17 protein-coding genes are annotated in these 20,568 nt (G+C 64.3%); 6 read left to right on the forward strand and 11 right to left on the reverse strand.

The features are described from left to right. Nucleotides 1–32 precede the first annotated feature (32 nt). Complete coding sequence (locus AC1DT6_RS25765; protein ID WP_441628396.1) at nt 33–941, forward strand: LysR family transcriptional regulator; 909 nt, start codon at nt 33–35, stop codon at nt 939–941. Nucleotides 942–1,305: 364 nt separating this feature from the next. Here the strand turns inward: AC1DT6_RS25765 and AC1DT6_RS25770 are convergent, their stop codons facing one another. Continuing rightward, nucleotides 1,306–3,282, reverse strand: a complete 1,977-nt coding sequence (locus AC1DT6_RS25770) for an alkyl/aryl-sulfatase (protein ID WP_441628398.1) — start codon at nt 3,280–3,282, stop codon at nt 1,306–1,308. A gap of 100 nt (nt 3,283–3,382) precedes the next feature. Between AC1DT6_RS25770 and AC1DT6_RS25775 the strand changes: the two genes are divergently transcribed. After that, a complete protein-coding gene (locus tag AC1DT6_RS25775) occupies nt 3,383–4,273 on the forward strand; it encodes a LysR family transcriptional regulator (RefSeq protein ID WP_441628400.1) in 891 nt (296 codons plus the stop codon). Nucleotides 4,274–4,682: 409 nt separating this feature from the next. On the opposite strand, the gene AC1DT6_RS25780 is transcribed toward AC1DT6_RS25775, so the two are convergent. From AC1DT6_RS25780 to AC1DT6_RS25800, 5 genes are all read right to left on the reverse strand, one after another. Then, nucleotides 4,683–5,231 carry a hypothetical protein gene (locus AC1DT6_RS25780; protein ID WP_441628402.1) on the reverse strand — a complete coding sequence of 183 codons (549 nt, stop codon included), beginning with the start codon at nt 5,229–5,231 and terminating at the stop codon, nt 4,683–4,685. Nucleotides 5,232–5,241: 10 nt separating this feature from the next. Then, nucleotides 5,242–6,018, reverse strand: coding sequence for a DUF2092 domain-containing protein (locus AC1DT6_RS25785; RefSeq protein ID WP_441628404.1), 777 nt, complete (start codon nt 6,016–6,018; stop codon nt 5,242–5,244). Nucleotides 6,019–6,532: 514 nt separating this feature from the next. Then, nucleotides 6,533–7,135 carry a c-type cytochrome gene (locus tag AC1DT6_RS25790; protein ID WP_441628406.1) on the reverse strand — a complete coding sequence of 201 codons (603 nt, stop codon included), beginning with the start codon at nt 7,133–7,135 and terminating at the stop codon, nt 6,533–6,535. Between the two features lie 45 nt (nt 7,136–7,180). Then, nucleotides 7,181–7,486, reverse strand: a complete 306-nt coding sequence (locus AC1DT6_RS25795; protein ID WP_441628408.1) for a hypothetical protein — start codon at nt 7,484–7,486, stop codon at nt 7,181–7,183. Nucleotides 7,487–7,531: 45 nt separating this feature from the next. Then, nucleotides 7,532–8,269: a GntR family transcriptional regulator gene (locus AC1DT6_RS25800; protein WP_441628410.1), complete on the reverse strand. Its 738-nt coding sequence runs from the start codon at nt 8,267–8,269 to the stop codon at nt 7,532–7,534. Nucleotides 8,270–8,428: 159 nt separating this feature from the next. Here AC1DT6_RS25800 and AC1DT6_RS25805 point away from each other — a divergent pair, with 159 nt between their 5' ends. The 3 genes from AC1DT6_RS25805 (at nt 8,429) to AC1DT6_RS25815 (ending at nt 14,020) form a co-directional block, all read left to right on the forward strand. Continuing rightward, nucleotides 8,429–9,643: a pyridoxal-phosphate-dependent aminotransferase family protein gene (locus AC1DT6_RS25805; RefSeq protein ID WP_441628412.1), complete on the forward strand. Its 1,215-nt coding sequence runs from the start codon at nt 8,429–8,431 to the stop codon at nt 9,641–9,643. A 178-nt stretch (nt 9,644–9,821) separates the two neighbouring features. Further along, nucleotides 9,822–12,869 (forward strand): FAD-binding and (Fe-S)-binding domain-containing protein, encoded by a 3,048-nt coding sequence (locus tag AC1DT6_RS25810; protein WP_477111536.1) that lies wholly within the window; start codon nt 9,822–9,824, stop codon nt 12,867–12,869. Between the two features lie 260 nt (nt 12,870–13,129). After that, nucleotides 13,130–14,020: a LysR substrate-binding domain-containing protein gene (locus AC1DT6_RS25815; RefSeq protein ID WP_441628416.1), complete on the forward strand. Its 891-nt coding sequence runs from the start codon at nt 13,130–13,132 to the stop codon at nt 14,018–14,020. Between the two features lie 27 nt (nt 14,021–14,047). Here the strand turns inward: AC1DT6_RS25815 and AC1DT6_RS25820 are convergent, their stop codons facing one another. From AC1DT6_RS25820 to AC1DT6_RS25835, 4 genes are all read right to left on the reverse strand, one after another. Continuing rightward, on the reverse strand, nt 14,048–15,109 hold the full coding sequence (locus AC1DT6_RS25820; RefSeq protein ID WP_441628418.1) for a threonine aldolase family protein: 1,062 nt from the start codon (nt 15,107–15,109) through the stop codon (nt 14,048–14,050). Nucleotides 15,110–15,207: 98 nt separating this feature from the next. Beyond that, nucleotides 15,208–16,875, reverse strand: coding sequence for an L-lactate permease (locus AC1DT6_RS25825; RefSeq protein ID WP_477111537.1), 1,668 nt, complete (start codon nt 16,873–16,875; stop codon nt 15,208–15,210). 201 nt (nt 16,876–17,076) lie between these two features. Beyond that, nucleotides 17,077–18,144, reverse strand: coding sequence for a carbon-nitrogen hydrolase family protein (locus AC1DT6_RS25830; RefSeq protein ID WP_045240866.1), 1,068 nt, complete (start codon nt 18,142–18,144; stop codon nt 17,077–17,079). Between the two features lie 131 nt (nt 18,145–18,275). After that, a complete protein-coding gene (locus AC1DT6_RS25835; protein ID WP_441628422.1) occupies nt 18,276–19,358 on the reverse strand; it encodes an enolase C-terminal domain-like protein in 1,083 nt (360 codons plus the stop codon). A 342-nt stretch (nt 19,359–19,700) separates the two neighbouring features. On the opposite strand from AC1DT6_RS25835, the gene AC1DT6_RS25840 reads away from it, so the two are divergent. Next, nucleotides 19,701–20,261, forward strand: coding sequence for an LbetaH domain-containing protein (locus AC1DT6_RS25840; protein WP_441628424.1), 561 nt, complete (start codon nt 19,701–19,703; stop codon nt 20,259–20,261). Nucleotides 20,262–20,384: 123 nt separating this feature from the next. Here AC1DT6_RS25840 and AC1DT6_RS25845 read toward each other — a convergent pair. Beyond that, nucleotides 20,385–20,568, reverse strand: a 184-nt coding sequence (locus AC1DT6_RS25845) for a phosphate acyltransferase (RefSeq protein WP_477114998.1), incomplete at its 5' end; no start/stop codon positions are given.

A 20,568-nucleotide genomic window follows, 5' to 3' on the forward strand; every position in this document is an offset into this window, starting at 1 on the left:
ATACCGGAACATCAATCGTTAAGCTGAAGTGAATGATCCAGATCGAGGACCTGCGGCTGGTCGAAGCGCTGGCGCAAGCGCCGTCCCTGAGCGCCGCCGCGCGCGCGCTCAACGTGACACCACCGGCGCTGTCGATGCGCCTGCGCAAGCTCGAAGCTACCCTGGGCCTGGCGCTCGCCACGCGGACCGCAAGGCGCCTGAGCCTCACGCCGGAAGGGGAGCGGTTTGCCCAGGAGGGCGCGGCGCTGCTGGCGCAGCTCGAGGCGTTGCCAGAGTCTTTTCGCCGGGAGGACAGCCGCCTGACCGGTACGCTGCGCATCGCCGCCCCCTTTGGCTACGGGCGGCACCACGTGGCCCCGCTGCTAGCGCGTTTCGCGCAGCGCCATCCCGGCTTGCGCCTGCAACTGGACCTTCGGGAAACGCCCTGGCCCGACCGCCATGACTCTGACGCGGTGATCCATATCGGCGCGGTACGGGACTCATCCTGGATCGCCCGCACGCTGGCGCCGAATGCGCGCTGGCTGTGCGCAAGCCCGGCTTACCTGCGCGCGCATGGTACGCCCGCCGAGCCGCGCGACTTGCTGGAACACGCCTGCATCTGCATTCGCGAGAACGACGAGGACGTGACGCTGTGGCGCTTTCGCCGGCCGGGTCCGGGCGCCGCGCGCCGGCCCCCGGCACGCGAGACGCTGCGGGTCGTGCCGGCCTTTACCACCAACGATGGCAGCGTCGCCCGCCAGTGGGCGGAACAAGGGCTGGGCCTAGTGCTGCGCTCGGAATGGGATACGGCGGAGGCGGTGGCGCGCGGCTCGCTGGTCCGCGTGCTTGCCGACTGGGAGTTCGACAGCGCCCCGGTGACTTTGCTGGTGCCGACGCGGCGTGGGCGTACGGCACGGGTGCAGGCGCTGCTGCAGTTCTTCGAGGAGGGATTGGGGAAATAGCGATCCGGAAATTACGGGTTTGCCGAGGCGAGCTTTCGCCGGCGCGCAGGCAGACTTCTATTGCTCCGGGTTGGCGCAGTAGCCGTCGAATGATTCCAGGGTGAGCTTAAAGCCCTGTTTCTGGGCCAGCTCGCCCGGACGCACACATTGCCTGGTGCGCGTGCACCAGGCGTATCCGGCCGAGGGGATGCAGCCATTCGCATCCCGGTCGGAGCCAGGCATATTCGCCGCGGGAGCCGGCGTTTCCGGCTTGGCCGGCGCCACCGGCGCTTGCGTTGCGCATGCGGCGACGCAGCAAAAGAGAAGCGCGCTGAGGGGGCAGGTCACACGCATCGGCATCGGTCTCTCCATGATTGCGGCGCCTTCAAGGCGCCGCCTGCGGCGTGACAATATTGAAGTACCCGTCAAAACTATCCAGCATGCCGAACAGCGACGCCACCGCCTTGGGATCGCCGTCAATGCGGATGCTGCCATTGCTGATCGCTTCCGGCAGCGTCAGTTGCCTGAGGCTGATGCGGTCGAGCGTGGCCTTGTCCAGGGTGAGCGACGCCGTGGGCCGCGGATGTTGCGTGTCGGCCAGGTAGGTCAGCGCACTGTTGCGCAGGGTCATGGCGTAGCGCTGCCGCAGGTCCGTGAAGTTCCAGTTCAGCGTCATGGCCTTGCCGGCGGCCTTGTCGGCGTTCAGGCGTACGGCAAGGTAGTCGAAGAAGTACGGTACGGTCAGCGCGCGCACCATGTCGGGCGATGTGGTGCCGCCGGACGCGCCCCGCTTGACGCCGTTGCGCAGTTCCTGCGCGCCGGTGAGGTAGGCGTTGCGCCAGGTGGCGTTCTCGGTCTGGTAGCCGAGCTGCTCCAGCGCATCGGCCTGCAGCGCGCGGGCCGCCGCGTTGGACGGGTCGGCAAAGACGAGTTCATTGCCAATCTGCGCCACCCAGCGGTATTCGCCGCGGGCATAGGCCTCGCGCGCCTTGGCCAGGACCGCGTCCGGCCCGCCCATCCATTCAATCGTCTTCTTCGCGCCCTGCACCGGCGGCAGCGGGTTCAGGTGGGCGGGATTGCCGTCGTAGAAGCCCAGGTAGCGCTGGTAGACGGCGCGCACGTTGTGGCTGATGGAGCCGTAGTAGTCGCGCGCATACCATTTGCTGGCCAGCGGCTCGGGCAGCTTGCGCAGCGTGTCGGCAATGTCCATGGGCGTCATGCCATGGTTCATCAGGCGCAGCGTCTGGTCGTTCAGGTAGGCGTACATATCGCGCTGGTCCGACAGGAACTCGTTGATGCGCGCCTGGCCCCAGGTGGGCCAGTGGTGCTGCGCGATCAGGATGTCGCTGCGCTCGCCATAGCGCGCCAGTGCCTGGCCGATGTAGTACGACCACGCCTTGGCGTCGCGTACCTGCGCGCCACGGATGGTCAGGATGTTGTGCTGGGTGCGGGCGGCGTTCTCCGCGATGCACAGGGTGCGCATCTGCGGGAAGTAGAGGTTCATCTCGGCCGGCGCCTCGGTGCCGGGCGTGAGCTGGAACTCGATGTCGATGCCATCGACGCGGCGCGTCTCGATGGTCTTGGCGATCAGGTCGGTGGGTGCGAGCAGCGTGACCGTGCCCCGCGAGGTGGCCTTGCCCAGTCCCGCGTCGACTTGCCCTGTCGCGCTGCGGGGCAGGGTGGTGCCGTACATGTACTGCGCGCGCCGGCTCATGGCGTTGCCTGCCAGCACGTTTTCGCTGACGGCTTCTTCCATGAAGCCGGCCGGCGCGATCACGGCCACCTTGCCGGCCTTGACGTCGGCTTCGTCGGCGATGCCCTTGGCGCCGCCGAAATGGTCGGCATGGCTGTGCGTGTAGATCACGGCGACGACCGGCTTGCGGGGCCGGTGCGCGTAGTACAGCGCCAGGGCCGCGCTCGCGGTCTCGGCGGTGATCAGCGGGTCCATCACGATGATGCCGGTGTCGCCCTCGATGATGTTCATGTTCGAGAGGTCGGCCCCGCGCACCTGGTAGATGCGGTCAGTGACCTTGAACAGGCCCGCTTCGTTGTTGAGCTGCGCGAGCCGCCACAGGCTGGGGTTGACCGTAGGCGGCGCGGCATCGGCGCGCTCGAAGGCATAGGCGTTGAAGTCCCACGCCACCCGGCCATCCGCGGTGCGGATGGTGGCTTCGGGGAAGCGTGCCACCAGGCCGCGATGGGCATCCTCGAAATCCTGCCGGTCGCCGAAGGGCAGCGCCTGCAGCCACGCCGCATTGGCCTGGGCGGTCGCGGGCGAAGCCGGCGCGCTGGCCGTCTGGGCGGTGGCAGCCTGGAAGGCGAGGAGCGCCAGCAGGGCGGGCAAGGTACGGCGAAGGGACATGGCAAGGCTCTGTGAAACGGGCAAGGCGACTATTGGAGTCGACCGGAACCTATAATTCAATTGCAAGTTTTTTATCCCAGCAATGCATGGAGCGCATGTCTTGAACCTGAAGCGCCTGGAACACCTGATCGCGGTGGCGGAAGAGGGTTCGCTGGCGGCGGCCGCCCGCCGCGTGCACCTGAGCCAGCCCGCGCTGACCCGCAGCATCCAGGCGCTGGAAGCCGAGGCCGGCATGCCGCTGTTCGACCGCGGCGCGCGCGGGGTCACATTGACGTCGGCGGGGCGCATGGTGGCCGAGCGGGCCCGCCGCATCCTGTTCGAAACCCGTTGCCTGTCGCGCGATCTCGCGCTGGTGCAGCAGCACGAGATCGGCAGCGTCCAGCTGGGGATGGGGCCATTTCCCGCGGCCATCCTGCTGCCCGAGGTGCTATCCGCCATGAATCGCCAATGGCCCAAGTTGCGCGTGACGGCCGAGGTAAATAGCGCGCCGGCGCTGCTCGCCGCCTTGCACGCCGAGACGCTGGATTTCCTGGTGGCGGAGCACCGCACGATTCCGCCGGTGGCGGAACTGGAGGTTCGGCGGCTGCGGCCGGAGCGCTCGGGCTGGTATGTGCGCCCGGACCATCCGCTTAGCCGCGGGCGGGTCACGCCGGCGCTGTTGCGCGAGGCCGCCCTGGTGTCGGTGACGCTGCCGCCGTACGGCCACGGGCAACTGCGCAGGCTGCTTGGCTGCCGGCCTGGCGAAACCCTGCCCTTGCAGGTGGAGTGCAACGACTTTCGCGCACTGGCGCACCTGGCGCGGCATTCCGATGCAGTCCTGCTGGCGCCCGCGCGCGCGCTCAGGGCCGAACTGGAGGCCGGCGCGCTCGTGCCGCTGGAACTGGCGGGGACCCCCGCCATGACCGTGGAGTTCGTGATCGTGCGCCTGGCGCAGCGCACGCTGTCCCCGGCGGCGGAAAGGGCGGTGGCGGTGGTCGAGGCGGCTGCATAGCCGGTTGCGCGTGCCGGGGCGCCGTCGACGCACTGGCGAACCTGCTGCGGATCGCCGAAGCGCGTGGCAATCCCATCCGGCGTGTGGCGGGCACGGTGCGTGTGCTCGGGGTCGAACTGGAAATGGAGTCGCTGGTCCTGATGACACAGTCCCGCGCCGTGGTGCTGGCTATCGGGACAGCCGGTGCCGGCCGCCGTCGGATCCGCGCCGGCACCACATGCCGGGCTGGCCGGGACGGCGCAGCGCATCGAGGCCGCACTGGCGGCCTTCGGCGGCGGGCCGTGCGCGAACGCCGCGGCGGACTGGTGGGAACTGGCCTTGTGGCTGGCAGAGGTCGAGAGCGCGTCGCTGCCAGCTGTCTGCTTTAGTAGGGGATCACCATGAGATGTTGAAGCCGAACACGCAGGCGTCAATACGGAGGATTCACGACCACATATTGGGATCCTTGCGGCTGATACCAGGTAGTGCCGCATTGCTGGTAGACCATGCCGCTATAGTTGACCGGTACGCAACCTGGCGGCACGGTTCTCACCATCGAGCCGACAATGGCCGAAGTCACGGCAACCGTGGCACCGACCGCGACAGCGGCCCCGACCGGGTGGTAGTCATTGTCCCAACCGCCACTATTACCTTGGACATTCACGTTGACATTCTTGTTGACGTTGTTGACGTTGTTCACACTGGTGTTGCGGACATTGTTGGTCCGCGCGTCGGCCTTGCTATTGTTGACCTGAGCAGTCTGCCTGGCGCCACCACCGCCGCCAGCCGCTTGCGCGTGAGCGCCGCCGCCGCCACCACCAGCCGCTTGTGCGCGAGCACCGCCACCACCACCACCTCCGCCACCGCCGCCGCCGCCGCCGGCACGAGCTGCCGCCTCGCCCGCGGGAACCAACGCGAAGCTGGCGAGGACAAGCAAGGCCAGCGGCATCTGAAGCAACTTGCTGAATGATCTCTTCATGATGGCTCCTTTACTTTGTCTTGACCGGCACGATCTCGATCTTGGAAGAGCCTTTCGGCGGCGTGAAGCTGAACACCGAGTCCGTGAAGCTCGGCGTCAGGTTCCACTCAAGGAGGGAGACCGATTGCGGACGGGCTTCATCCGCCCGATTGGTGATGACGACCTTGCGCGGCAGCGGCTTGCCTCCGGTGGTAATCCAGATCTGCCAGTCGATATTGCCCTGACGAAAAGCGTAATGATCGCAAAGGTCCTTTCCGACAAAGTCCTGGCCGGCATTCATTGCGGACTCGATCTTGTCGAGTGGCGCGGCGGGGGTACCCCAGATGAAGAGATCTGTTAGCGGCAGTTCCACGCCGTACTTTTCCTGCAACCGGGCGATCAGGCCACCGATGGTGTCGGAAAATTCCACCGACGAGTAATACTTTTGCGCAGGGGTATAGAGGGTAACAGTCTTGCCGTCGTAGATCAGTTCGCGTTCTGAGCGCGGACTTAGCATCATGACGCGCAGCTTGTTCGGACGGACGACGTCCATATCCGCCCTTGCCATGTGCTGTAGTTTCTGCCCATCCGCCAGCACCCGTTCGGCGGTCAGATCGTTCGATACCCGGAAGCGCTTCAATGTCTGCAGATAGGCGCCCATGTCCTTGAGTGCCTGAATCGATCCTTGATCGACAGCGCTCGCCGCGGCCGCGGCCGGGGCCGTGCCCGCCGGCGGAGTCTGAGCATGATTGGGCGGTGCCGCGAGCGCCATAGCCAGAAGGCTGAGCACCAGAATCTTCCGTTCCATGGCTGTCTCCTCTTGTGAAATGAAATTCACTGCAACAATATGGACGGCTCGCCGCCGGCGATATTTCGCTTTAGCTGATCGAGGGACGTTGGCCGCCTGTTCGCAATCGGCCGCCTCGACTTCGGCATGGCACCGGAAATTTCGTCCAGTGCCCCGCTTTTTGCCACACCGGTTCCGGCTGCACCGCGCCGTTGCACTCACTCCGCACGCTGCGGGAGAAGCTCGGAGTTCGCGATGCCAGGAAACGCATGCAGTACCCGGTCGCAAGACACTTCCAACCTAGTCAAAGCCGGCAGGTAAACTTTGATCCAGGACAAGAAGCCCATTCATAGGCGCGGGCGGCCCAGGTTTAGCGCTTCTCCAGTCTGAGACGCGGCATTCGCAGGCTGCGTCTTGCCTGCTTCCCTATAGTGCAGAGAGGACTACACGCGGTCGCGAGGTCGCGAAATGGCGTATAAGGCGCGCGCGCAGGTCGCGGCACCGACCCCGCCGCCTGCATTGGAAGGGGAGGCGATCACCTGGATTGCAAGTAGGCGGCCACGGCGCTGGCCTCGTCGTAGCTCAAATCGTGCGCCACCGCGCTCATCACGGGCGAGTTGCCGCGCGAACGGTTCTTGAACACTTCGATCTGGCGTAGCAGATAGGCGCGATGCTGCCCGGCCAGTCGCGGGAATGCGCCGGCGCCCTCGGCCCGTGCGCCGTGGCAGGAAGCACAGGCGGGCACCCCGCGGTCAGCGAAGCCTTGCTCGAAAATCGTTTGTCCTTTGCTCGTCAGCTCGGGGTCGCCGGCCACACCCGGCGCCGGCGTCTGACTCCCGTAATAGTCGGCCAGCGATTGGATCGTCGCGTTATCGAGTTGCGCGGCGATTCCCCACATGTGCGAGCGTGCATCGGATTCTCCGCGTTCATGATCGCGGAAGCCTTTGAGCTGTGCCTGCAGATATTCGGGGGTCTGGCCAGCCAGTCGCGGAAACCTGGGCGAGTCGCTGCGGCCACTCGCGCCATGGCAGGTCGCGCATAGCTGCTGGGCCAGCCCCGCGCCACCTTCCGCGCGCGCCGGCATCACCGTCAGCGTCACCGTCAGCGCAATGCTTGCAGTCAGAAGCAGGGAATGCATTCGCATACTCGTGACGAAGGGCAGTTTCATGGTCATTCAGGGCCGTTAGCGTTGGGGGGATCCGGATCGGAATGCAAGCCGGGCAATCGGATATAAGGTGTTGTTGCCGCTGGCGATTCCGTTGCTGCCGTTGCAATTTGCACTCGTACCGTTGAGCCTCCGGAACCAGGTGTTTGGACTGGTAATCGGCCTCGGCCCGGATCGTGCAAGCGGAAACGGCCATCCGGAGAGCATAGGAAGTTCCAGCGAATTGCCGTTGACATGGATCAAACAAGCATCCGGCCACAGGTATGGGAGCGTGTCGTTCAGGGCATCGTCACTGAAATCCAGGAAAAAAGAATCGAGATCCATTGCCGATCCATTGCCGTCCATCTTCGCTCGCGCAATATAAGTGCATTAAGCGTGAAATGCACCCGACTCGCAAGAATAAACATCACCCGGCAACGTCTGCGTGCCCAACACCGCATCCCGCTTATCAAGCAAATGCCGCTGCAGGATCCCGGCAAGCCTGGCGCCGTCCCGCGCTTCCAGCGCCAGCAGCATCTGCGTGTGGTCCTGCACCGCGCTGTCCCATTTCGGCGCCTGGAAATTCGAGCGAAATCGCAGCGCCTGCAAGCGCCGGTTGACGGTCTGGTAGATCTGGCGCAGCGCCGAGTTTCGCGCTGCCTCGTTGATCCTGTCATGGATCGTCTGGTTCCGTGCGTAGTAGCCGGCAAGATCGTTGCGCGTGCGGCACGCGATCATATCGTGGTGCAGGCGCCTGATTTCCAGCAGCTCCGCGTCGGTCATCCGCTCGCACGCGAGTTGCCCCGCCAGGGCCTCCAGGCCCCCAAGGACTTCAAAAGCCTCGCGTATCTCGGGTGCCGACATGCTGGCCACCGACGCGCCACGGTTGGGGGTGAGCTCAATCAGTCCTTCGGCAGCAAGCACCTTCATCGCTTCGCGCAGCGGCGTTCGCGAGATGCCAAAGACCTCGCAGAGTTCGCGCTCATTCATCTTCTGGCCGGCCACCAGCTTGCCTTCGACAATGAGACTCCTGATATGGTCCACCACCGCGTCATGGAGGCGTTGGCGCATCACCTTCGGGAGCAATGGCGCGGATCCGGGGCGGGCCGGCGGCGGTGCCGTTTGCATGCAGGACTCCAATTAGCTTCCTTGTGCGGAAATACTAACGGAAATGTCGGCAAATCGATGCTCAAACGGGATTGAGAAAACTTCAAGCCGGCTTGCCGGATTTATGGAGATCGTTCTGCTAAATTGAATTGTATTCAAAATTCATCAGAGGAGAACGCAATGCTTAAGCTGGATTTTCATCCTTCCGGTCGCCACTTTCTTCAAATTCCGGGGCCGAGTCCTGTCCCCGACAGGATCCTGCGGGCGATCAGCTATCCGACGATCGACCATCGCGGACCCGAGTTCGGCGCGCTTGGCCTGAAGGTGCTCGATGGTATCAAGAAGATCTTCCAGACGCGGCATCCGGTCATCATTTATCCCGCGTCCGGAACCGGCGCCTGGGAGGCCGCGCTGGTGAACACCCTGAGCGCGGGTGACAAGGTCCTGATGTACGAGACGGGACATTTTGCGACGCTGTGGGACAAGATGGCGCGCAGTCTCGGCCTGCAGCCCGAGTTTCTCGGGCTTCCCGGCATCGAGGGATGGCGGCGCGGCGTGAATGCCCCGATGATCGAAGAACGGTTGCGCGCTGACACGCGGCATGAAATCAAGGCGGTTTGCGTCGTCCACAATGAGACGTCGACGGGCGTGACCTCGAATATCGCGGCGGTACGGGCCGCCATCGATGCCGCCGGGCATCCGGCGCTGCTGATGGTGGATACGATCTCCAGCCTTGGCTCGGCGGACTACCGGCATGATGAATGGGGCGTGGACGTGACCATCTCCGGTTCGCAGAAGGGCCTGATGCTGCCACCGGGGATCAGCTTCAATGCGCTGTCCCCCAAGGCCATCGAGACCAGCCGTCACGCCACGTTGCCCCGCAGTTTCTTCGGCTGGTCTGAGATCCTGGAGATGAACAAGACCGGATACTGGCCCTATACGCCGAATACGAATCTGCTCTATGGCTTGTCGGAAGCGCTGGACATGATCGAGACGGAGGGGCTTCAGCATGTCTTTGCCCGCCACAAGCGTCTTGCCGAGGCATGCCGGCGCGCGGTGCGGGCCTGGGGGCTCGAAATCCAGTGCGTGGACGCCGCGGTGTACAGCCCCGTGCTGACCGGCGTCATGATGCCGGATGGTGTCGATGCCGACGTGGTCCGCAGGAATACCTACGAGCGCTTCGATATTTCCCTGGGCGCCGGGCTGGGCAAGTTGCGTGGCCGGATGTTCCGGATCGGCCATCTGGGCGACTGCAATGACCTGACGCTGGTCGGGGCGCTCGCGGGATGCGAGATGGGCCTGAAGATCTCCGGCGTGAAGACCGCCGCCAGTGGCGTGCTGGCGGCGATGGAATTCCTTGGCGATCAGGTCGTTCCACCGCTGGTCAAAAGCTGAAGGCCACCCGTTAGCGCAGCGCCAGGGATGTGACTGACGGTCCGGGACGGGTGCCCGGACCAGGCCGCATTCACTTCATCTTCCGTCAGCGCGGCCGGGCTTCCCCCGAGACATTTTCGTGGTCTCGCCGAAGCCCCGCTCGCGTGGCCGGCATCCGCCAGGCCCACCGCCACCTATCATGACTATCCTATCCCCGTCTCCGCTGGTGAAACCCGTTCATCTCGTGCCTTCGCGTGCCGGTTCAGGCAGTCCGCTCGCCAGGCTTCTCCGCAAGGAACTCAGGGGGGACGTACTCTTCGATGCCGCCAGCCGTGGGCGGTACTCCACCGACGCGTCGATCTACCAGATCATGCCCCTGGGCGTCGTGGTGCCGCGCGACCAGGCCGATCTGATCCTGGCGCTGGACATAGCAAGGGATAGCGGAGCCCCGATCCTGGCGCGAGGGGCGGGGACCAGCCAGTGCGGCCAGACCGTGGGCGAGGCGCTCGTCATCGACAACAGCAAATGGCTCAATAACGTAGTCAGCTTCGATGCGCAGGCCAGGCTGGTCACCGTTGAGCCGGGCATTGTCCTGGACCACCTGAATGCCTGGCTGAAGCCGCATGGCTTGTGGTTCCCGGTGGACGTCTCCACGGGGGCGCAATGTACGATCGGCGGCATGGCAGGCAACAATTCGTGCGGCTCCCGCTCGATCGAGTACGGCAACATGGTGCACAACGTGCACGCCATCGACGCTGTCCTTGCCGACGGCACGCAGGCCAGTTTTGCTTCGGTGCGCGGCGATCCGCAGCCGGGGCGGCTGGGCGAGATACTGGCGGGACTGCGGCACATCGCCGAACGCGAGAATCGCGAGATTGTCGAGCGGGTCCCGAAGGTGTTGCGCCGGGTCGGTGGCTACAACATCGATATCTTCGATTGCCAGAATCCGCGGTCATACACGGACGATGGCCTGGCCAACCTGGCGCATATCCTGGTCGGGTCCGAAGGGACGCTGGCGGTAAGCCGGCAGCTCACGCTCAGGCTCTCGCCGCTCCCGGCGCATAAAGTCCTGGGCGTCGTCAGCTTCCCCACCTTCTACCAGGCAATGGATATGACCCAGCACATCGTCAAGCTGGGTCCGTGCGCGGTGGAACTGGTCGACAGGACGATGATCGACCTGGCGATGGGCAATCCCGCCTTCCGCCCGGTGATCGAGAAGGCGCTGGTCGGCAATCCACAGGCCATCCTGCTGGTGGAGTTCGCGGGCGAGCAGCAGGATTCCCTGCTCAGGCAACTGGATGGCCTGGTCGAGTTGATGGGCGACCTGGGCTTGCCCGGCTCGGTCAAGCCAATGGCCGACATGGGGCAGCAAAAGGCCTTGTGGGAAGTCCGGAAAGCCGGCCTGAACATCATGATGAGCATGAAAGGCGATGGCAAGCCCGTCTCCTTCATCGAAGACTGCGCGGTACCGCTTGAGCACCTGGCGGAGTACACCGACCGTCTTACCGGCGTGTTCCATCGGCATGGCACGGAAGGAACCTGGTACGCCCACGCCAGCGTGGGTACCCTGCATGTCCGGCCGATCCTGGACATGCGGCGCGATGGCGCCGCGAAAATGCGGGCCATTGCCGAGGAGGCCGCCGAGCTGGTCCGCGAGTACAAGGGCGCGTTCTCTGGCGAGCATGGGGACGGACTGTGCCGGGGCGAATGGGTGGCGTGGCAGTACGGCCCCAGGATCCACCAGGCATTCCGGGAGATCAAGTCGCTGTTCGACCCGGATAACCGTTTCAACCCGGACAAGATTGTCCAGCCGCCGCGCATGGACGACAGCCGGCACTTCCGCTACTCCCCGGAGTACCAGGCGATCGCGCTGCAGCCCGCGCTCGACTGGACCGCATGGAATGTCATGCGGGACCCCATCTCGGGCGTGGAGACCGCCCCCGGCCTGGGCGGCGACCGCGCCCAGGGGCTGGCGAAGGCCGTGGAGATGTGCAACAACAACGGCCACTGCCGGAAGTTCGATGCCGGCACCATGTGTCCCAGCTACCGCGTGACGAAGGATGAAAAGCACGTGACCCGCGGGCGCGCCAACACCCTGCGGCTGGCATTGTCCGGCCAGCTGGGGGCGGAAGGGCTGGCCAGCCCCGAGGTCAAGGAAGTGCTGGACCTCTGCGTTTCCTGCAAGGGCTGCAAGCGGGACTGCCCGACCGGCGTGGACATGGCGAAGGTAAAGATCGAGGCGCGCTCGGCCTGGACGCAACGGCACGGACTGGGATTACGCGACCGCCTGGTGGCATTCATGCCGCGCTATGCGCCGCTGGCGAGCAAGTTCGCGCCGCTGGTCAACCTGGCGGACCGGATCCCGGTGCTGTCCTCGCTGATGAAGCGCTGGATCGGTTTTGCTCCCGAGCGGTCGCTGCCGCGCTTCGAGCGTTCGTTTCTGTCGAGGCGCAAGACGGCAGGCCGGACAGCGATCGGCGAGAAGACCGTCTTGCTCTTTGTCGATACGTTCAACAACTATATGGAGCCGGCGAACGCGGTTGCCGCGGAGCGTGTGCTGAGCGCGGCCGGGTATGACGTTCACTTCAGTGTCTCGCCGGACCAGCGGCCGCTTTGCTGCGGGCGCACCTTCCTGGCGGCGGGCCTTGTCGACGAAGCCAAAGCCGAGGCAAGGCGCGCACTGGATGCCTTGAAGCCTTACGTCGCTGCCGGTGTACCCATCGTCGGACTGGAACCATCCTGTCTGCTCTCCCTGCGGGACGAGTTCCTGAGCTACGGATTCGGCGACGAAGCCCGGCGCCTGGCGAAGTCCGCCTACCTGTTCGAGGAGTTCCTGGTGGCGGAGAAGGAAGCCGGCCGGCTGGCGCTCAAGCTCACAGGCATTCCCGGCAACAAGGTGCTTGTGCATGGCCATTGCCACCAGAAGGCGTTCGATGCCTTCCGCCCGGTACAGACGGTATTGAAATGGATTCCGGGACTCAAGGTCGACACGGTGGAGTCGTCTTGCTGCGGAATGGCTGGCAGCTTCGGTTATGAAGCGGAGCACTTTGAAGCGTCCAGGGCCATGGCGGAGCTATCCCTGCTGCCAGCGGTCCGAAGCGCCGGCAGCGACGCGGTTGTCGTCGCCGATGGAACGAGCTGCCGTCACCAGATCCATGACGGGACGGGTACGCCGGCGGTGCATGTTGCCCGCTTGCTGGCGTCCGCGCTCGACGAGGATTTCGATGCCTTGCTGCGCGCGGGCTGACCTGTGTTGTCCCGCGGCGATTGCGAAACCGCGATCGCCCGCTGGACCGCGCCGGTGAAGCCCCGTCGGCAACGCGCACGACCTGTGCGGTTATACTTGCGCGAGGTTCCGTTGCCGCAGGCATACGCGCACCGGGCATGGAGGATACGCCCCGATAGTGTGCTCCGGCGTCTCGGGTTCTCCTCCCTCGCGTAGCTCTGAACGCCTGTTGTCCGTCGCATCCGCAGCGGTTGGGGTAGGTACACTCGTGAGCACTTTCCATGACGTATAGAGTTCCACCGCTGCAATGCCTGACCGCGTTCGAAGCCGTCGCGCGGCTGCGCAGCGGGACGTTGGCGGCGCAAGAATTGTGCGTCACGCCCAGTGCGATCAGTCATCGCATCCGCCAGCTTGAAGACGTCATGGGCATCGAGCTTTTCAATTCGGTCCAGGGCGGGTTCACCCTGACGGCGCGAGGGTCCGAGTATCTCGAAGTGGTGAAGGAAGCGCTGAACGCGTTGAGCCACTACAGCGCCCGGCCAAGGTCGGCCGGAGAGATCCGCCAGTTGCGCGTCGCCGCACCGCCGACCTTTGCGCGCCAGGTGCTGGTGCCGCATCTCACCGGTTTCCAGGATGCGCACCCCGATATCGAGCTGATTCTTCAGCTGTCCGTGCCGCTGGTGGGGCTCAAATCCGAGAATGCGGATATCGAGATCCGCTTTGGCACAGGAAATTATCCGGGCCTCGAAACGGTGAAGATACTGGATGAGCCGGTCTTTCCTGTCTGCAGTCCCAGCTACCTTCGCGATGTCGGACCATTCCAGTCGCCCGAGAAACTATCCACGGCACGCCTCCTGCGTTGTCCGCTTGAGCCCTGGCGGCCCTGGCTGGTGGCCGCCGGGCTGGACTGGCCGGAGCCGAGCATCGGCGCGCAGTTTGTCGACCTCGGGCTGATGCTGGAAGCGGCGGTGAACGGCCAGGGCGTTGCACTGGCGCGCAACAGGATGGCGCGGAGCTGGATCAGTTCGGGCGTCCTGGTTCCCTTGTTCGACCTTCAGGTGCGCTCGATCTACGCGTACTACATCACCTACCCGCCGGGATGCGAAGAGGGGAGCGATATTGTGAAGTTCGTCCGCTGGATGACCGACATATTGCGCAATCCGTTGAAGTAAGCCGGAATCAGCCTGAATCAGCCTGAATCAACCGCCTGAGGCTCCGCCGCGCATCTCGTGGGCAACCGACAGCATCGTGGCGGCAGCGGCCGCCGCCATATCGGCGGAGATGTCGAGGTGGGTGGTGACGCGCACGAAGCCACGGTCGATAGCCCGGACCCTCACGCCGCGTTCAAGGCATCGTCCGGCGAATCCCGCATTGTCGATCCTGGCGTCGGAGAACGCGAAGCGCAGGATGTTGGTCTGCGGCACCGGCGGATCGAAGCGGAAGAGCTGGCTGGCGGCCAGCGCCCGCCAAATCAGCGCGGCATTCTCATGATCCCGGGGCAATTGTTCCAGGTGGTTGTCCAGTGCATACAGTCCGGCTGCCGCGAGGACGCCGGACTGGCGCATGGCGCCGCCCAGGCGGTACTTCCATTCCCACGCGCGCTCGATGAAACGCCCGGTGCCGCATAGCACGGCCCCGACAGGGCACCCAAGTCCTTTGGTCAGGTCGATCCACGCGCTATCCCATCCCTGTGCATAGTCCGACGGCGCCATGCCGGTAGCGGCGCTGGCGTTCAGCAGGCGGGCGCCGTCCATGTGGCATGCCAGGCCGGCATCTTGCGCCACATCGCGCACGCCCTTCAGTTGCCCGATGCTCCAGACTGCGCCGCCGGCGAAATTGGTCGTCTGCTCGACGCACAGCATGGCGGTTCGCGGCGAGGTACGGCCACGCGGACGGATCGCGCCGGCGACCTGTGCCGCATCGAAGATGCCGTGCGGCGATTCGAGCGGATAGACGGCGACTCCGCCAATCGCGGCGGCACCGGCGGCCTCGGTGCACACGATGTGAGACTGGCTGTCCGCGATCAGCTCGTCGCCGGGCCGGGCATGCACCAGGATCGCGACCAGGTTGGCCATCGTCCCGGACGGAAGAAAGACGCCGGCCTCCATGCCCAGGAGACCGGCTACCCGTGCGCAGAGGGCCAGCGTCGTCGGGTCCTCGCCGGCTTGTTCGTCGCCAACGGTGGCGCCCGCCATTGCCGCGCGCATGCCGGGCGAAGGCCGGGTCTTAGTGTCGCTGTAGAGATCGATCCGCGTATGCATGGAATCCTGCCTCGTGATAGGGAAAGCGGCGAGGGAAAAAAGCCGATCCGGGGGATCGGCCAAATGCTTGCCTCTTTGGGGAAGGGGCAGGCGCCAAGCTAATGGATGACCATCTGCGTGAACGGGTAGACATACGCCTGCAGCGTAATGAAGAGTCCAACGAGAACGGCCAGGATCAGGGAGTGGAAGAAGACGTAGCGCAAGATGTCGCCTTCATGCCCGTACCACTTGGTGGCGGTCGAGGCAACCACGATGGATTGCGCATCGATCATCTTCCCCATGACGCCGCCTGAGCTGTTGGCGGATGCCATCAGGTACGGCGACAGGCCGAGTTGTTCAGCGGTGGTCTTCTGCAGGCCGCCGAACAGCACGTTGGCGGCCGTGTCCGATCCGGTCAGCGCCACGCCAAGCCAGCCGAGCATCGTGCCGAAGAGCGGATAGAGGACACCGGTATGGGCAAAGGCAAGCCCCAGCGTCGCGTCCAGGCCGGAGAACTTGGTCAGGTAGCCCACGCCGAACATGGCGCAGATGGTCAGCAGCGAATACCGGACCAGCTTGATGGTCTGCCAGTACTCCCGCAGCAGCCTGGGCAGCGAGTATCCCATCAGGATGCCGCCGATCACCGACGCGACCAGGATGCCGGTGCCGGCCATCGACAGGACGTTGAACGAGTACACGGCCGATTCGGGAATCGCCGCGGCGACCACCGGCGGCATCTTGAGCACCATTTTGTCCAGGCCGGGGATGCTGTATTTCCAGGTCCAGAGGACATCCAGGGACTTCTTGACCTGCGGAATCCCCCACAGGAAGACAAACACAGTCAGGATGACCCACGGCATCCACGCCTTCGCCGCGGAGATGCGGCGTTCCGGGGCTTCCGTTTGCGGCGGCTCGTGGTTCTCGACCCTGGAATCATCGTGACGGTTGAACAGCTTTGCGGATGTCCAGATCTTGCGGGGCTTCCAGACCTTCATGAACAGGGCCAGGCAGCTCATGGAGACGAGCGAGGAGATGACGTCGACAAGCCAGGGCCCGTGGAAATTGGAAACGAGATACTGCGGGACCGCGAAGCTGACACCTGCGACCAGGATGGCCGGCCAGATCTCTTTCATGCCCCGGAAACCGGCAAACGCCCAGATCAGCCAGAACGGCACCAGGACCGAGAAGAAGGGCAACTGCCTTCCGATCATGGCCGAAAGTTGCAAGAGATCCAGCCCCGTGACGGAAGCGAGGGCAAGGACAGGGGAGCCAAGCGCGCCGAATGCCACCGGCGCCGTATTGGCGATCAGCGCGAGCCCGGATGCGGCGAGCGGGGAGAAGCCAAAGCCGATCAGGATGGCGCCAGTGACCGCGACCGGCGTGCCGAATCCGGCGGCGCCTTCAAAAAAGGCGCCAAAACAAAACGCGACCAGCAATAGCTGGATGCGCTTGTCTTCCGTGACCCCGGAGATCGAATTCTGGAGCGCCTTGAAGAAGCCGTTCTGCGTGGTCAGCCGGTGCAGGAAGATGATGTTGAGGACGATCCAGCCGATCGGGAAGAGGCCGGAGGCAATGCCGTATGCGGCTGCCTTTCCCGCCATGCTCGCCGGCATCCCGAAGACCGTGCAGGCAACGACGCCGCCGGCCAGCAGGGCCAGGCCCGCGGCCAGGTGCGCTTGAATGTGAAAGAAGGCCAGTGCGGCCAACAGTACGACGATCGGGATCGCTGCGACGAGTGTCGAGAGCAACGGGCTTCCCAATGGATCATAGATTTGACTCCATGCCATGTTTGTCTCCTAGCAATGCATTTTTATGCGGCTGAATCGATATGTTTCGATACTTCGCCGGTGGGGCACGGAGTGGTTTCAGACTGGTTTTAATTCACGCCGTGAAGAGATCGGCGGTCCGGCGCTGGGGGGCCGGACCGCGATTGACCATTGCAATATTGACTAGTGCACTATCGCAATAGCGCGCCATCGCGCTTCGGGTCAGGCATTGTGCCGCGCGGGGACGGTGCCCGCGGAATTGAAGAGGAGATCGTTCAGGTCGTCGTCCTCGGCCCCGGCAGTGCGCTCCTCCGGATGCGAGGAGAATTCAACTGGCGCCAGCGCGCGCCGGTTGACCTTCAACTGGAACACATCGAAGCGGTTGTAGTAGCCGACCACGTCCTGGAACTGCTTCGGCACCACGCATTTCGCGAGGTCGATATCCGCATAGACGATGCCTTCCTCGTCGCGGATCACCTCGCTGATGGGCTGGCCATCCGGTCCCAGGATCATGGAAACGCTCTTCGGCGACTCTTCGAGCAACTGGCGAGCCCTGGAATTGTCGCGGCTGATCATGTCGATGGCTTCGGGGGGAAGAAAGCCCGATGCCACGATATTGAAGAGCTTGCCTTCGAAGGCGTGCGCGCCGGCGCGCAGGCGGATCGCCGCTTCAAGGTCGTAGCCCGACTCTCCCGGCGGATTGGTCGGCCAGCGCGGAGAGAAGGACGAAACGTGCACGTTTTCACCTTGCGCGAGCAGCGTAAAGCGTGCGAGGGCATTGGTGTTCTCGCCGCAAACCAGCGCACCGATGCGGCCGATGCGGGTGTCCGACACGCGCAGGCCGTTACCGTCGCCCGGTGTCCACGTGAGCTTCTCCCAATACGTGGGAACGAGCTTGCGGTGTGCATTCAGGATGGACCCGTCGTCGCCGATCAGGATGTTGGTGTCCCAGATGCAGGCGGGGCTGATCGGCGTGCCCTCGTTGATGCCCAGTGAAACAAAGACACCGTGCCGCTTGGCGCAATCGCGGATCTGCCTGACCTCGGGGCCATTCACTTCCACTGCCGACGAGGCCAGCTTGACGAAGAACTCATGCACATCCACCGGCGCCCAGACGCCGGACCAGACCGGGAAGGAAGAGATGAAGGCTTCCGGAAACGCGATGAGCTCGGCGCCGTTGCCGGCGGCTTCGGCGATCCATGCGCAGGCCTTGTCGACGGTCGCCGGCGTATTGAAGTAGATCGGTGCCGCATGGCACGCGGCGGCTTTGAACTTGGGATAGGTTTTCATTTGAGGTTGTCTCCGAAAGAAATGCCGTTGCCGGCAGTTGGGTGCTTTAGCTGCTTTAGGTGCCTTGGGTGCCTGAACATTCGGGCGCTGGCGTTCGAAAGCCGGGTTCCGGGAACCGGGCACCAGGAAAATCAGGCGGCGAAACGGCGGATCGCGTCTTCGTTCCACCGGATGCCCAGTCCGGGAAGCTCGCCGGGCTCGACAGCGCCTTCGGTTACCTGCAAGGGATCCAGCAGGACCGCGTCAGCGAGCCCGAAGTACTCCAGGTAGTGCGCGGTCGGGGTAAGGCTCTGGAGATGCGCGCTCGCCTCCTGGAAGAAGTGCGTGGAGACCGGGATGGCGGTAGCGGCACAGACCGCCGAGGCGTCGAGCCAGCCCGATACGCCGCCGATCTTCATCAGGTCGAGCATCATGAGGTCCGATGACGCTTGCTGGATGCTGCGGAGCACCTCGCGCGGGCCGTAGAGGTTCTCGCCAAGCTGAATGGGGGTCCTGACCGCGGCGGCGATCTTCGCGTGGCCGGCGAAATCGTCGTACCTTGTCGGTTCCTCTATCCACTCGATGCCCTCTTCGTCGAGGGCCTCGCCCCTGCGGATGGATTCGGGGACGGACAGGGACTGGTTGTAGTCGACCATCAGCTTGCCGTCCGTGCCGATCAGTGCCCTGGCGGCGCGCACGGCCCGGAGGTCTTCCTCCAGGGTCGGGTACCCAATCTTGATCTTGATGGCGCGGAAGCCCGCCCGCACGGCGGCTTCGATCAGCGGCGCGGCATCATTCGGACGCTCCATGCCGAAGCTCGCATAGGCAACGGTCTTTGACGGCGTGCCACCGAGCACCCGCACCAGCGGCAGTCCGATGACGCGCGAATGTGCGTCCCACAGGGCCATGTCGATCGCAGCCAGGGCCATGTCGAGGAGGCCTGGCGTGCCGATCAGGACGAACTTGCGCCGGAGCGCTTCCATATTCGCCCGCGGTTCGAGTGCCCATGACTCCATCACCGGCAGGACGTCTTTCAGTACCTGGACAATGCCCCGCAGGACGAGCGGCGTATACGTGAAGATGTACGCGCTGCCGGCGATGCCGCTGCTGGTCTTGATATCGAGCAGCACCAGCGGCGCGGTCGCCATGACACCGCTTGCGGTTCGCAGGGGAGGGTGCAGTGGAACAATGACCGGGCGCACATCGAAGCCGGTGATCAACGGGGAGTTGGACATAATCGCTCTCGCTGGGTTTCTCAAAAACGGATGACGCTAGTATGCGTTGAGAATCGGGAGCGGCAGTATGGGAGTGCTTTGAAAGTATTTCACGAATCATTGAGCCCGTAATCATTAGGCTCGTATTCGTCCGTCGCTTTGAATAAAAACGAAGTGCCTTGAAATACGATCAAGCGGGATTGAAATATTCGCCGGCGGCCGCCTTTCCGTTGCCTGAGCCGGTGGCGCCGCTGTATGGTGCTCATGCCAGGCGCCAGTGCGCGCGGAGACTGTGCGGGACGGGGTGCTCCGCGGGATGCCCTTGACCATGCACTGCGATAAAACATGCCAAGGGACCATGCTGTGATTCGAAAGAACCCAAGCGGAGATTTACCGGTTATTCACGAGAGTGCATTTGTCGACCCCACCGCAATCATTTGCGGGCGCGTGGTGGTCCGTGAGAATGTGTTCATCGGACCCTATGTCGTTATCCGGGCGGATGAGGTCGGGCCGGACGGCGGCATGCAGCCGATCGTCATCGGCGCGAACTCAAATATCCAGGATGGGGTAATCATTCATTCCCGGGCGGGTGCGGCGGTGCTGATCGGGTCGGACACGTCCATTGCCCACCGCGCCATCGTCCACGGACCCTGCGACGTGGGGGACCGCGTCTTTATCGGATTCAACAGTGTCCTGTACAACTGCTCGGTCGGCCATGACTGCGTTGTGCGGCACAACGCCGTGGTGGATGGCTGCCGCCTGCCGCGCGGATTCCATGTGCCGTCCACGGAGCGGATCGGGCCGGCAACGGATCTGGAACAGATCCCGCGAGTGACAGCGGATGCCGCCGAATTCTCTGAAGATGTCGCACGTACGAACAATCAGTTTGTAAGCGGCTACAAACGCATCCAGAACGAGCTGTGAGGGGAGGGGGCTCGCGCATCGGACAAGGCTTGCCCCCTGCTGGCTTTCATGTATCGCTGATCACCGCCGGGCATCCGCAGTCCCGGCGGTGATCGCTTGCTTCTGGCGCCGGTACCCGGCGACTCAGTCCTTGGGCGATTGCATTGCCGCGGCGCCCACTACCACCAGCGACGTCATATTGACGATACGCCGCACCGTCGCCGACGGCGTCAGGATGTGCACCGGCGCCTTGACCCCGAGCAGGATCGGTCCGATCGCCACATTGTTGCCCGCCGCGACCTTGAGAAGGTTGTAGGCGATGTTGGCC

This window comes from Cupriavidus sp. 01L45 (genome assembly GCF_056399885.1).